This window comes from Gemmiger formicilis (assembly GCF_900167555.1).
GTDB classification, from domain to species: Bacteria; Bacillota; Clostridia; order Oscillospirales; family Ruminococcaceae; genus Gemmiger; species Gemmiger formicilis.
The window spans coordinates 10160-24336 of record NZ_FUYF01000020.1 but is presented as its reverse complement, the minus strand read 5'-3'; the positions used below and the strand labels follow the sequence as shown (position 1 = coordinate 24336).

Annotated in this window: 11 protein-coding genes; 8 read left to right on the top strand and 3 right to left on the bottom strand. The window is 51.5% G+C overall.

Going from position 1 to position 14177, the window contains the following annotated elements:
• Positions 1-273: 273 nt before the first annotated feature.
• The 3 genes from B5D32_RS15005 to B5D32_RS12225 are packed head-to-tail and all read right to left on the bottom strand — an operon-like array spanning position 274 to position 2475.
• Positions 274-1089 carry a hypothetical protein gene (locus B5D32_RS15005; protein WP_033117770.1) on the bottom strand — a complete coding sequence of 272 codons (816 nt, stop codon included), beginning with the start codon at positions 1087-1089 and terminating at the stop codon, positions 274-276.
• A 40-nt stretch (positions 1090-1129) separates the two neighbouring features.
• A complete protein-coding gene (locus B5D32_RS12230) occupies positions 1130-1930 on the bottom strand; it encodes a helix-turn-helix domain-containing protein (protein ID WP_078785290.1) in 801 nt (266 codons plus the stop codon).
• A gap of 50 nt (positions 1931-1980) precedes the next feature.
• Positions 1981-2475 (bottom strand): tetratricopeptide repeat protein, encoded by a 495-nt coding sequence (locus tag B5D32_RS12225; protein ID WP_004462512.1) that lies wholly within the window; start codon positions 2473-2475, stop codon positions 1981-1983.
• Between the two features lie 344 nt (positions 2476-2819).
• On the opposite strand from B5D32_RS12225, the gene B5D32_RS12220 reads away from it, so the two are divergent.
• The 8 genes from B5D32_RS12220 (at position 2820) to B5D32_RS12175 (ending at position 14144) form a co-directional block, all read left to right on the top strand.
• Entirely contained in the window at positions 2820-3233 is a 414-nt protein-coding gene (locus B5D32_RS12220; protein WP_024739833.1) for a cysteine-rich VLP domain-containing protein, read from the top strand.
• Between the two features lie 111 nt (positions 3234-3344).
• On the top strand, positions 3345-3740 hold the full coding sequence (locus B5D32_RS12215) for a replication initiator protein A (protein WP_033117767.1): 396 nt from the start codon (positions 3345-3347) through the stop codon (positions 3738-3740).
• Between the two features lie 185 nt (positions 3741-3925).
• On the top strand, positions 3926-4867 hold the full coding sequence (gene mobV / locus B5D32_RS12205; protein WP_033117766.1) for a MobV family relaxase: 942 nt from the start codon (positions 3926-3928) through the stop codon (positions 4865-4867).
• Between the two features lie 70 nt (positions 4868-4937).
• The gene (locus B5D32_RS12200; protein ID WP_006060747.1) at positions 4938-5129 is read left to right on the top strand and encodes a hypothetical protein; all 192 of its coding nucleotides are present in this window, start codon (positions 4938-4940) and stop codon (positions 5127-5129) included.
• A 94-nt stretch (positions 5130-5223) separates the two neighbouring features.
• Positions 5224-6735 carry a recombinase family protein gene (locus B5D32_RS12195; protein WP_078785288.1) on the top strand — a complete coding sequence of 504 codons (1512 nt, stop codon included), beginning with the start codon at positions 5224-5226 and terminating at the stop codon, positions 6733-6735.
• 74 nt (positions 6736-6809) lie between these two features.
• The gene (locus tag B5D32_RS15000; RefSeq protein WP_159447041.1) at positions 6810-7532 is read left to right on the top strand and encodes a CAP domain-containing protein; all 723 of its coding nucleotides are present in this window, start codon (positions 6810-6812) and stop codon (positions 7530-7532) included.
• Positions 7533-7545: 13 nt separating this feature from the next.
• Complete coding sequence (locus tag B5D32_RS12180) at positions 7546-7890, top strand: BlaI/MecI/CopY family transcriptional regulator (RefSeq protein WP_147610122.1); 345 nt, start codon at positions 7546-7548, stop codon at positions 7888-7890.
• Between the two features lie 95 nt (positions 7891-7985).
• Positions 7986-14144 carry a SpaA isopeptide-forming pilin-related protein gene (locus tag B5D32_RS12175; protein WP_078785285.1) on the top strand — a complete coding sequence of 2053 codons (6159 nt, stop codon included), beginning with the start codon at positions 7986-7988 and terminating at the stop codon, positions 14142-14144.
• Positions 14145-14177: the final 33 nt, after the last annotated feature.

Here is a 14177-nt window from a genome sequence, read left to right as displayed (position 1 = left end):
CTGGTTTCATCAGCAGACAGGGCGTATATGAAAGCCCCGTCCCTCGTCCTACGCCGGACTTCGGGACAAAATGTCCCGAACTTGTGGACACACTCACGAAAAAGCAGACAGATTTTTCTCTCAAAATTGAAATGGGCGGGAAGCCATTTTAGGGCTTTCCCGCCTTGATTACCCTTTAGCAAAGACGGGCGGGGCTGTCAACGGCGGTGCATTTATATGCACCGTTCATCTTGACCGTTGACTGGCTCGGCTGGCTTTGCTATCTCCCCGATGTTATGTATATTCTATTTTGTACTTCTCAACTAAGCTATTGTAATCCTCTAAATACTTTTTTAATTTATCATCATCTTTTCCCTTTATTAGTTTTCGTTTCCCTTTGCAGAGAAGATAATAGGTCGTTTTTTCCCCGCTTTCAATAATGCTACACTCCTTGTAAGGTTTCGTTATTTCTCCTGTTAAATCTGGAATGTTAGCAACCAGTCGAGCCAGTTCATCTATCGTAAAATGCCTAATAAACATATCTAATTTTTTAATACGACTATCCGCTAAACACAGATAATCATTATCCAAAATTTTTGCTCCCCACCATCCAAAGTGTGTAATTTGACTATGAATTAAAGGCTTTAGGCTCTCTATTTCCATTTTGGGCCAGACACGATTTCCTATGGAAAAATAATTCAAATATGGTGCGGTAGCAACTTTTACAACCGAATGTAATTTGGAAAAATCATAAATGGACAAGCCACTTAACTTCTCATTACGCTCCATATTCCACAAATCCGTAGCTTTTTGATTAAAGAAAAAATGAATGAATTTTACATTTGTTAAATCCTCTAATGGTGACAAGTCGCTGACTGATTTATTTTTCCAAAAGGAAATAGCTTCAAACTGACTACCATAATGTTTGATTAAATATTCAAAACATTCCTGATTTAGTCCCGATATAATCAACGATTTTGCTGTTGGATATTCCTCTAAACAATCTATGTCCTCTTTCTCCGTTTTCCCGCCTCCAACATCTCTTTGCACGATTGAAACATCAAACAAAGATACATCTGATGTTTCAAAATTAGATAGATTTATTTTCATAGACAAAATTCCTCTCAGTTCATTCCAATTTATCGCTCTCTTATTTCCTCCCCCTCTGTGGGTTTGGATTTTTCAGCAAGTCCGACTTCTGTGCAATCTTTTTCAGCCACTTCTTTTCATCTTCGGACAGCTTTTTCAAATTCAATTTGAGCCGCTTACAGATAAACGCCAAAGCTGCTTGCTCCGGGTCGCTGTCTGGACTGGCAGTTTCCTCGGCGGTCTGCAAGAAATCTTCCAGTGGGTTGTCCTCCGGAACGCTGAAAAAATCGTCCTTATGGGCTTCCCGCAGGTCGAGGGCTATCTTGTTTATGTCCTGCTGTATCACATAGCGGCAAAAGCTGTCATCATCAATATGAGCGGCGATAAGCTGTCTTAGCTGCGGGTCGGACAAGCTGGGATTGTGCTGCTTCATAATGGTTGCGCTCACAGCATCTATAATGGCATTTGCACTCTGCACCTGTTTTCCTGCGATACCGTTTACATAGATTTCGAGGTCAGCCATCAGCCGGGGAAAATCCGGGTGTACTGCCAGTTCACACAAGAGGGAATTATCTATCAACCCACTTTTCAAGAGTTCAATCATATCATCACTCAAACGCAGGTCTGCAAGATCAGCGTTTGGGTGATTTCTTGTTTGGGACAGCCCCAGTAGATAATCGGCGGTTACACCGTAAAACTTCGCCAGCTTGATAATAGCATAGTGACTGATGTCCTTAAAATCCTTTGCTTCATAGCTGCCCAGCGCAGACTTGGAGAGATTTACCTGCTCCTCAAGCTGCTCCAGCGTCAGCCCACGCTCCACACGCAAATCTTTCAATCGTTCTTGTATGGATAGTTCCATGCTCTCCCTCCTTGTCTGCTCGATAAATGGGAACTGTGTTATCTTAATCTTCACTCAATGTTTTCAACATGAGTTCTTAAATAATCAAAATATTTTTTGCCATCATCATTACCGTCCTCGTCAGGCTCAAATATCTCCCTTCCTTCAAACATATAGGCTCTAAGCAAATATTCTGTGGCGTTTTTTTCGTCCCCTATTTCTAAACAACATTCACCTAATCGAAGCATAACAAACGGATTTCCATATCCCTCGCCGCTCAAATTCCCCCTTGCTTTGTCAAAGCATTCGTGTGCTTTTTCGTATTGTTTCTTTTGAAAATAAATATCGCCAATGGCAGCTAAAAACCATATGGTTTCACTGTAAAATTGCTGTGGCTCTGGGATTAGGCTAAGAGCTTCTTTCCATGCTTGTATAGCTTCCTCATATTGTTCTTCTTCCTCAAACTGATTGCCTTTTTGGGCTAATTCATCTAACTTAGTTTTTATTTGTGGTGTTAGTTCATCAATAGCCACTTCTTCATTTTTCTTCTTTGAAAACAGTCCCATAATATACCTCCGTGAAATTTCGATTTGCCATTCTATTTCTTCTATTCTACCACAATTCCAAGAGCGTGGAAATAGAGAGTTTTCCGGGCTGATTTCCGACCTTATGGATATACGGGGCGGGCGGTCTTTTAGGTGTAGACTTAAGGTAGTTCATCGATGAGCTGCACCTTGAAAACAGAATGACCGTCCGAAAAGGAATACCCCGGCAGGGGAAGCACCGCAACGAGCCACTTCGGGACAAAATGTCCCGAAGTCCGGGGAGCGTGCCAACGCCGGAACACGCCGCAGGAATGGGGCAGGAAGCCTTTTCGGGGAGAACGGCAAAGGAAAAATGGAGGGAACACATGAGAGAGAACCCATATAAACGACTGCCGCCCATAGAGCGCAGGCAGGACGGTTCCCTTTACCGCATGACACCGGCACAGAGGAAACAGGCAAACGCCCTGATCCGCCGGGAGTGCTGCAACTATGAGGACGGGAACTGTATGCTCCTTGACGATGGGGACACCTGCGCCTGCCCGCAGACGGCTTCTTTCTCGGTCTGCTGTAAGTGGTTCCGCTGGTCGGTCTTGCCGCAAATCGGAACGCTGGAAGCAGAGATTTTCCGGGATAAGGACTTGAAACGCTGTGCGGTCTGCGGCGGTGTGTTCGTCCCTAAATCCAACCGGGCAAAATACTGCCCCGGCTGTGCCGCCAGAGTTCACAGGCGACAGAAAACAGAAAGTGAACGGAAAAGGAGGTCTTGTGTGGACAGTTAGGGGCTGAAAAGTCCTTGATTTACAAGGCTTTGCAAGCACAGAACAGGGGCCGGCAATAGAAACTACCGTCTGCCCCCGGAAACAGTCTTCTAACCGTCCACAAAACACGATATGACAAACACCATTTATATCCATCAGCCGGAAAAGGCGGTCAGCTTTACCCGGCTTCCCAATTTCCTTTTTGAAGCCCCCACATTCACACCCCTGTCCAACGAAGCAAAGGTACTGTATGCCTTTATCCTGCGCCGGACGGAGTTATCCCGGAAGAACGGCTGGGCGGACGAGTACGGGCGGATTTTCCTGTATTACCCAATCTGCGAGGTTGTTGCCCTGCTTCACTGTGGGCGGCAAAAGGCGGTGAACACCCTGCGGGAACTGCAATATGCCGGATTGGTGGAGATCCAGAAGCAGGGCTGTGGAAAACCCAACCGCATTTACCCAAAATCCTACGAAGCGGTTCCAAACACCGACTTCAAGAAATCCGGTTATGGAACGCCGGAGAACTGAAAACCGCACTCCACAAGTACGATAATCAATCCTCTTGAAGTACGAAAACCGGACGGTATATAGAAATACAGAGATTAAAACGATTTTATTTATATCTTATCCATTCCTATCCTATCCGAGATATTTTCTGCGGGATTTTCCTGTGGAAAAGTCCCGGAAAGGAACGGAATGGGGAAAGGAGTTTCATGGCACAACACGCAATTTTGCGATTTGAAAAACACAAGGGCAATCCGGCAAGACCGCTGGAAGCCCATCACGAACGGCAAAAGGAACAGTACGCCAGCAATCCCGACATTGACGCCAGCCGGAGCAAGTACAATTTCCATATCGTCAAGCGGTCGGGCAGGTACTACCACTTTATACAGAACCGTATTGAACAGGCAGGCTGCCGTACCCGCAGGGACAGCACCCGTTTTGTAGATACGCTCATAACCGCCAGCCCGGAGTTTTTCAAGAAGAAATCCCCAAAGGAGATACAGGCGTTTTTCCAGAGGGCGGCTGATTTCTTAATCGGGCGGGTAGGGAAAGAAAATATCGTGTCGGCGGTGGTACACATGGACGAGAAAACGCCCCACCTGCATTTGGTCTTTGTCCCGCTGACAGAGGACAACCGCCTGTGTGCAAAGGAGATTATTGGGAACAGAGCCAACCTCACAAAATGGCAGGACGATTTTCACGCCTACATGGTAGAGAAATATCCCGACTTGGAGCGTGGGGAAAGTGCCAGCAAGACAGGCAGGAAGCATATCCCCACCCGTCTGTTCAAGCAGGCGGTCAATCTCTCCAAACAGGCAAGAGCCATTGAAGCCACGCTGGACGGTATTACCCCATTCAACGCCGGAAAGAAAAAAGAGGAAGCCCTCTCCCTGCTGAAAAAGTGGTTTCCGCAGATGGAGAATTTCTCCGGTCAGCTCAAAAAATACAAGGTCACGATAAACGACCTTTTGGTAGAAAATGAACAGTTGGAAGCCAGAGCCAAAGCCAGCGAAAAAGGCAAGATGAAAGATACGATGGAACGGGCAAAGCTGGAAAGCGAATTGAAAGACATTCAGCGGCTGGTTGACCGTATCCCGCCGGAGGTGCTGGCAGAACTGAAACGACAGCAGCGGCACACAAAGGAACGGTGATTGATGGCAGAAAACATTTCACGCCGCAGCATGGCGGCACTGCACTTTGAAAATTAAATACGGAGGTACTATGGAGCATATCAGATACAAGAAAGAAACCGAAGTCGTGACTTTTCAAGGAAAGGAAATCACGCTGGAAAATCTCTCCCCGGTGTTCACGCCGGAACAGGAAGCGGTCAAACGCCGGGAACTGGAGCAGCAGCTTTATGAGGTGTTCCGCAAATATGCCGATAAGCGGCAGAAAGAGGAAGCCGGGGCATAAGGTTTTCCAAAGCCATCGTTGATTTGCGGGGCTGCTGACGGTATAATAAAGGTGTCAGCAGCTCCGTTTCTTTTTTAAGAAAAGGAGCGACAATATGAACAATCGAATAGACGCAATCTATGCAAGACAATCGGTAGACAAAAAGGACAGCATTTCCATTGAAAGCCAGATTGAATTTTGCAAATATGAGTTGAAAGGCGGTAACTGCAAGGAATACACAGATAAAGGGTACAGCGGCAAGAACACAGACCGTCCAAAGTTTCAAGAACTGGTGCGGGACATCAAGCGGGGCTTAATTGCAAAAGTCGTGGTTTACAAGCTCGACCGTATCAGCCGTTCCATTCTGGACTTTGCCAACATGATGGAGCTGTTCCAACAGTACAATGTAGAGTTTGTGTCCTCTACGGAAAAGTTTGATACCTCCACCCCGATGGGGCGGGCGATGCTGAATATTTGTATTGTGTTCGCCCAGCTTGAGAGGGAAACCATACAGAAGCGGGTAACGGACGCTTACTATTCCCGCAGCCAGCGAGGTTTCAAGATGGGTGGGAAAGCCCCTTACGGCTTCCACACCGAACCAATCAAGATGGATGGTATCAACACAAAGAAGCTGGTGGTAAATCCAGATGAAGCGGCAAATATCCGGCTGATGTTTGAGATGTACGCCCAGCCCACTACCTCCTATGGGGACATTACCCGGTACTTTGCGGAACGGGGGATTTTGTTCCATGGCAAAGAGCTGATACGCCCCACGCTGGCGCAGATGTTACGCAATCCTGTCTATGTGCAGGCAGACCTTGATGTGTACGAGTTTTTCAAAAGTCAAGGGGCAGTCCTGGTCAATGACGCTGCCGATTTTACGGGTATGAACGGCTGCTATCTGTATCAGGGGCGGGATGTGAAGCCCAGCAAAAAGAACGACTTGAAAGACCAAATGCTGGTGCTGGCTCCCCATGAGGGCATTGTCCCCTCCGACATCTGGCTGACCTGCCGTAAGAAGCTGATGAACAACATGAAAATCCAATCTGCCCGGAAAGCCACCCATACATGGCTGGCGGGAAAAATCAAATGCGGGAACTGCGGGTATGCCCTTATGAGCATCTTCAATCCCTCCGGCAAGCAATACCTTCGCTGTACGAAACGGCTGGATAACAAGAGTTGTCCGGGGTGCGGGAAAATCATCACTTCGGAGCTGGAAGCGGTTGTTTATCAGCAGATGGTGAAGAAGCTGGCAGGCTACAAAACGCTGACGGGCAGAAAAAAAGCGGCAAAGGCAAACCCGAAAATCGCCGCCCTGCAAGTGGAGCTTGCCCATGTGGACAGCGAGATTGAAAAGCTGGTGGACAGTCTGACGGGTGCAAACAATGTTCTGCTCTCCTATGTGAATGTAAAGATAGCGGAACTGGATGGGCGCAAACAGGAACTTGTGAAGCAGATAGCCGAGTTGACGGTGGAAGCAATCAGCCCGGAACAGGTCAGCCAGATTTCCGGCTACCTCGATACTTGGGAGAATGTATCCTTTGACGACAAGCGGCGGGTGGTGGATTTGATGATTACCACCATAGCCGCCACAAGCGACAGCTTAAATATCACATGGAAAATCTGACGAGCGGAACCCCTCCCGTCAGATACCTACCCTGTGTAGTCCCTTGTAAACTGTACTTTGGAGAAATTTATAATATGAAAAAATGTCTGTTATCCATTCTTTTAGCTACGGTGTTACTCTGCGCCTGCGCACAGCAGACCGATAACACCTTGCAAACGCCGGAAAGCAGTACGCTGGTAGAACTTACCGTTGCTACTGAAGAGACTGCCATTGAGACACCTGCGCCGCTTGCCACGGAAAGCCCGGCACCAACGTCCACACAGACTCCAGAACCAACTGCCACACCGGCACCGACTGAAATTCCCATACCGGAGCCTACTGCAGCGCCTACCGAAGCGCCGGCAACAGAATCAGCTGTAACAGCAAGTCAGCCTGAACAGGTCAGCATGAGCTACGGTGTTGTCCCCTTTGACCTGGCGGCGGGCAGTGAGGAGTGGTGGAGCATCGACAGCTCGGACAGTGCCTACTGGGCTGTTCAGGAAAACATCAATGCTATGCGCGCAGCAGCTGGTCTGTCCCCTTTGACGATGGACAGTGGCCTGAGTGCTGCCGCCGATGCACGCTGTGAGAGCTTTGTCGCGGGCGGGCCGTTCGACCACAGCGGCATGACGACCCGCAGTGAGATCTGCGCCGCAGGTCCGATTGGCTCGGCCAGCAGCGTTTGCATCTACTGGCAGGGCAGCCCTGCCCACTATGCCAATATTATGGAGCCCAGCTTTACCAGCATGGGTGTGGGCTGCTGGTTCTGCAGCACAGCCGAAGGCCAGTACACTTACTGGACCGTAACCTTTCAGTGATTGGAGAATGGATATGAAAAAGCAAAACTCCCTGTATCGGATGACGACCTCCGAAATGCAGATCATGACCTACCTTTGGAATTCCAAGGAGCCTGCCATCGCCAGCCAGATCGTTTCCGATTTGATCCCGACCCAGAACTGTACCTGGAAGCCGCGCTCTGTCTTTACCATCCTGAAAAGCCTTTCGGAAAAGGACCTGATCCACGATGTTGGGTACGTGAGAACCGGCAAGACCTATTCCCGCAAGTTTGCCCCCAAGGTGAGTCGCGCAGAATACCTGGCCATGCAGGTCATGAACGAACTGCCGGACCAGGAGCTGCCGGAATTTTTGGAGTTCTTTCAGGGGAAGGTCGGTTGAGCGTTACAGGTAAATCAAACTCTCAAGTGTCTGCTGTTTGTTCGGCAGGCACTTTTTATATAGATAATTTTGCACATAGAAAGGAATCCTGTTCAATGAGTCACAAGTTCAAGCTCAAGCAGCGCGTAGTAGCCTTATGTATGGCAGCCATGATGTGCTGTTCCATGTTCCCCTCTGGGGCGTTTGCGGAGGCACTACAGGCCGATGCAGATGGTACGCCTATCGTGGTGCAGGACAACAAAAACGTCACACCGGATGCACCGCAAACTGATGAAAGCGATCCAGACCCAGGTGAAAATACCCCCGAGGACAGCGAAACACTTATGGTTACCCAAATCGCCGACGAGGATGCGCCGGTGGAGACATCCACCGACTATACCTTCGACGGCGCTGTTTTGTACACAGACTTACCAGATGCGCCGACTGGTTCCTATATGGGCAGCCAGGGCTTGCCTGTTGCCACGGGTGAAACAAAAATCGGCATTTCCGCCTGGCTGGATTACCAGTTGGAGGAAAGCACAGACAGTTACCTGAGTGCAGACACCCTGAACGGCGACGACCTGACGATGATGGCTCCGTTGCTGGAGGGCACCGACTATACCGTTGCGCCCATTCTTGCACAGGTGGAATACCCTGCAGACGGCAGCAGTCTGGATGTGGTACTTCCCAACGAAGTGACGGTGCTGGACTTCTACGGTGCTCCCGCCGATGAGGCTACGCGCAGCAGCCTTGTGCATAGCGAGTATACCGAAACGTCCGCCGCGGTTATGGGTCTGTATGTACAGGCAGATGCCGACTTTTCCGCGCAGCTTGTCTACACTGCCCCGGATGGCAGTACGCTGACGAAAGCGCTGCACATTGTAATTGACCGCAGCCGCACCATGGCCGCACCGTTCGCAGAAACTACAGACGTCGCCGCCTACGCCGAGCGTCCCACGCCTGCCGTTACCAGCGGTAAAATCACCAAGGTCGAGAAGGTCAATGGCACCTGGCTGATCTGGTTCAATGGCGAGGAAGCCTACTGCTGCACCCACGGTGCCAACGGCCAGCCCAAGGGTTGTCCGCCGTACACTTATACGAACACTTCTCTGGTCAGCGCAGATCAGTGCATTCCCGGTGACCACTACGGCAACCAGTACCGCATCTGGGGCGGTCTGGACCAGCTCTCTATGGAATTGCTGCCCGATACGCCCGTCGCTTTTTCTGCAGAAGATACTGAAGAAATCTCTCTTTTGGATTTCTGCTACACGATTTATGATGATACCCAGCTGTGGCTGATTGAAAATTATCCCGAGAGCACTGCTGCAAAAATCTATCTGGAATCCGCGCAGGCCCTGCTGGACGGCGCTGTTGCCTATGCAAAGCCCCGCGGCTACTACACCTACATTTATACCCCTGCGCGCAGCGGTTGGCAGACCGTTGCCCTGATTGGCCCTGAAATCAGTGAGGAGGAAACGGAAGAGCCGAAGCCTGTCGTACAGGAGTATTATGCCAGTTGGGAAGCCCCTGCACAGTCCGCCAGCGGCACCGTAGATCTGACCTATGGTATCACCACCGATAAGATCCAGCTGAAAACGCTGGAAAAGGTTGACGGTGCCACGATTGAAATCGAGCCTATCACCAAGTCTGGAACAATTGACGGCGGCAGCTGGAGCATCTCCCCTGCCGGTGTGCAGACCGTCACTACAGGCGGCCACACCAACGACGACAATTACCAGAATAACGGCGGTGCAGCATCTGCCAGCTGGTCTGTGCATTACACTGTATCCAAGACCGTAGATGGCCGCAGTGGCAGCGTCGGCCCCTATACTACGAAAGAAGCTGCAGACGCAGCCGCCAACAGCGAGCGAGATTCTGCGGTTGCCGCCATTCAGGCAGAAGCACAGAGCGCTGTAAATAATGCTATTGCCAGCGCGCAGGCACAGCTTGCATCTTTACAGTTCCGTTATGACGAAGTCACCATCCCCTACGGTTTTGAATCCTACTGGGGCAGCAACGGCAGTCACCAGACCATTACAGTACCGGCCAATTCCAACAATGCCTACGAGATGCGCAATGCTGAGTGGTCACTGCAGATCAACGTCAAAAAGACGGACAGTGAGACCGGCAACCAGATTGCAGGCGATGCCCGGTATGAAATCTACCAGTGGGACGTCGTGACCGGCAAATACCAGCCCACGGGCGGCTACAACACCTACAGCATTCAGCGCCAGGGTGACGGCACCTATGCCGTCATCAACAGCGCCGCCTACGCCACAAACGACACGATGCGCCATACACTGTACTACACGCAGCGCAATGAGGGCAGGTTCATCCTTGTGGAGACGAAGGCCCCCGCAGGGTATTTCGGCGACTGGACAGACATTGACCATCCCGGCACGGCGGGCACAGCACTGGGCAAGCGCGCCTACTATGTGGAAATTACGGCTGACAACAACAATTCTGTCCTGTGGTTGGGCAATGGTAACTACAATGCCGACATTGCCGCTGGCGATAGGGGCGGCACAAAGCTGGTGACCAGCGGCGGCGTAGAAACCACCGTCACCATCTATGACTCCCCCAAGGATGCCTCCCGGAGCTATACCACCGATGCCAGCGGCAAGGCTGCCAATGAGGACGACTACACCACCACGGCGGCGGACGGCATCATGAAGAATGACCGCACGCTGGGCGAAATCAGCATCTCTAAGGTTGATTTGGATGCACAGCGGTATGTGACAGGCGACGCTGCTCACGGCAATGCCGTGCTGGACGGCGCAGTGTACGACCTGTACGCCGCCGAGGATATTACCCACCCTGATGGTGTGACCGGCGTCGTGGACTATTCCAAAATCATAGATTCCAACGGCAATCCCCTCTGGCACACTACGATTCGTGACAACAGCGGGCAGTGGATCAGCGATTATCTACCCGTGCTGAAAAAGGACAATCTCGTAGCCAGTGCAAAAATCGAGGACGGCTGGCTGACCTTCTCCAACCTGTACCTCGGAAAATATTATGTAGTAGAGCGCTCCACCGGCACGGTCATTCCGCTGCGTGAGGGCGCTCTTGCTGTTTCCGGCACCTATCCTACGGTGGACAGCCGCACCAAGGCAGCTACCGGGCAGGTTGCCGCGCTGGCAGCCAGCAACGGGCAGTATACAGATTGGGTATACAAGAACCAGTTCAGCACCATCTCCAAAAGCAAGGCTCTGGACGGCACCTGGACCTACGATGCCTATTACCTGTCCTATGCGCCCGGGTATCTCTGCGACGAGCACAACTACTACATCACGCCCAGCTATGCAGACGAGGGCTGGTATGTGGAGAAAACCACCTTTGCCAGTGATACCGCGACCTACAACGGCAACTACCACATCCATAAGGACAGCGGCCTGACCGAAAGTCAGGATCAGGTCGCGAAGGGCAATGTGGAGATCAGCAAGGTCGTATCCTCCAGCGGGCAGTCCAATGGACTGGAGCTGGAGGGCGCAGGCTTCACCTTCTATCTTGTGTCCGACTTGTCCAAGGTCGAGCAGTTTGACCAGACCCGCACCGGAAGCTACACTCTGCAAAGCATTCTGGATGCCTATATCAATAAGGAATACGACAACGAGCACCCCAAGTGGGATTTCTCCGGTGAGACGCAGGCCATTGCCAAGACCTACGAGGTCAACGCCGATGAAATTGCCGCCTATAACAGGACGCTGACCGCGTCAGGTGACAACAAGAACGGCAAGGGTTATGGCTGGCAGCCCACGGGGCGTGCCAATGAGTATCAGCTGGCCGAGATCTTCAGCAATGATTCCGGCGACATTCGCGTGCAGGGGCTTTCCTACGGCACCTATCTGGTCGTGGAGACCACGACGCCGCACGATTTGTTCCAGGCAGAGCCGTTCCTGGTCAGCATCGACCCCGAGCAGGACAACAACCCCTGGGGCGCGATGGCCACGCCGAAGGACAGTGTGATGAAAGCATCGGATTCCTATCAGAAATTTACGGTACTGGATGAGGAGATTGAAGTGTATTTAAAAATCACGAAACTCGATACGGAAACCGGCAAACCGGTCCTGCTGCCGAACACAGCCTTCCAGATCTATTGGCTGGATGACAACGGCAACTATCGGCTGGAAAACGGGAAGCCCAAGCTGGTCACGATGACGGACACGGTAAACGGGCATCTGACCAAGAACGTGGATACCTTCTACACCAACGAGGAAGGTATCCTGACCCTGCCTGAAAAGCTGCCACTGGGCAAATACCGCATTGTGGAGACTGTCGGTCCGAACGGATTCTACAACGAGTGGGCTGACAGCGGCAACTACTATGTCGATTTCGATATTTCCACGGACCGCATCTACAAGGCCACCGTCGACGACAATGAGGACGGCATGGATACGCTTGTCATTGGTGAGGACTACTGGAATGAGGAAACGCTGGGCAAACTGACTATCCGTAAGACCGGCGAGACCTTGACCGGAAAGATTGAAACCAACGATTTGATTGACCCCTGGATGACCGGCGAGGCCGATTCCGACTTTGTCTATACGCTGCGCCCGCTGGCCGGTGCGGAATACACCATTACGGCTGCCGAGGACATCTACACGCAGGACCGCCAGCTGGATGCCAACGGCAGCCGAACGCTCTGGTATGCCAAGGGCGACGTGGTAGCGGTTGTTACCACCGGTGACGGCAGTGCAGACACTGCTGTGTTTGCACCGTCCCGCACCAAGGCGACCTATGATTTTCTGTCGGCCATCCACGACGGCACGCTCGGCGAGGTCAGTATTACCCTGCCGCTGGGCAGCTACCATGTGGAGGAAACTAAGCCGCCCTACGGCTATGTTGGTACTACGGACAGCTATGATGTGACTTTTTCTTGGGATAATCAGCTGAACGATGTAGTCATGGCAAAGAGCATCGTCAAAAATGGCGACAATGAACAGTATTTTGATGTTGTACGCGCATCGGAAGCCTCTGCGGAACTGGCTGAACAGCAGACCCTTGGTTTCTACAATGACCGTGAGCATGCTCGCGTGGGTGTGTACAAGATCAATCAGGAAACCGGCAAATATCTGGCTGGTGCTGTGTTCAACCTGTACACCCGTGATGACATCTACGACATGGACGGTAACAAGCTGTTCTCTGCCGGTGATTTGATCTGTACCAGTCCCGAGACCGTTGCGGACGGCTACACCTATTTCAACTGCGATGTTCCCATCCGCGGTGAGTGGTACGGCCAGAGTGACCGACTGGATGCCTCGACCAACAGCGGCAATTACTTTATCCGCGAGCTGCGCGCCCCGCAGGGATACTATCTCAACGATGCAGAGATGGATGTCACCTTCACCTATGACGGCGAAATCCTGCAGGTGCTGGACAGCACCTGCGTCAACACGCCTACTGAAATGTGGGTGAGTAAGCGAGATTTGACCAACGGCGAAGAACTGCCCGGTGCGACGCTGATCATCAAGGATACGAAGGACAACGTTGTTGACACCTGGGTATCCACCGACACGCCGCACCGTGTGACGGGGTTGCATTTTGACGAAGAATACACGCTGACGGAAATGCGGCCTGCTGGTGGGTATGCCGTTGCAGACGATATTGTGTTCCGTCTGGAACGCAAAACAGATGCTGACAGCCATGAACTGGATGAGGCTGACGTCTATTATCTGAAGGATAAAAAGAAGCTCTGGATCATTCCCTGGGAGGAATGGGAGCTGCTGGACGATGCCACGGTGATCATGAAAGATGACATTACCAGGGTACAAATCTCCAAGGTTGACATTGCCACGGGTAAAGAGCTGCCCGGCGCTGAGCTGGTCATCAAGGATACGGACGGCAACATGGTTGCACAGTGGGTTTCCGAGGACAAGCCCCACTATATTGAAAAGCTGCCTGCCGGTGACTATACGCTGACGGAGATTGCCGCCCCCAATGGCTATCAGCTTGCGGAAAGCATTGCCTTTACCGTGCTGCCCACCGGTGAGCTTCAGACTGTCGTTATGAAGGATGCACGCATCCCCGAGGAAACACCGCATGAGGACACGCCGAGCAATACGCCGCAGCCGACGCCGAACAGCACGCCTACGCCTGCCCCTGCACCGGCAAGCACGCCCACGACAACGCCTGCGCCGATGCCGGTCATTCCCCAAACGGGCGATGGTTTCCCGTTTGCGCTGCTTTCGGCAGCGGTATTTGGGTCTATCGTCGGCTTCGGAATTTTTGCATACAAGCGCCGCAAATCCAAACCGGATGAGAGCGAGCACTAAAAATCTATGAAACACGTACATGGTATGGGCGAC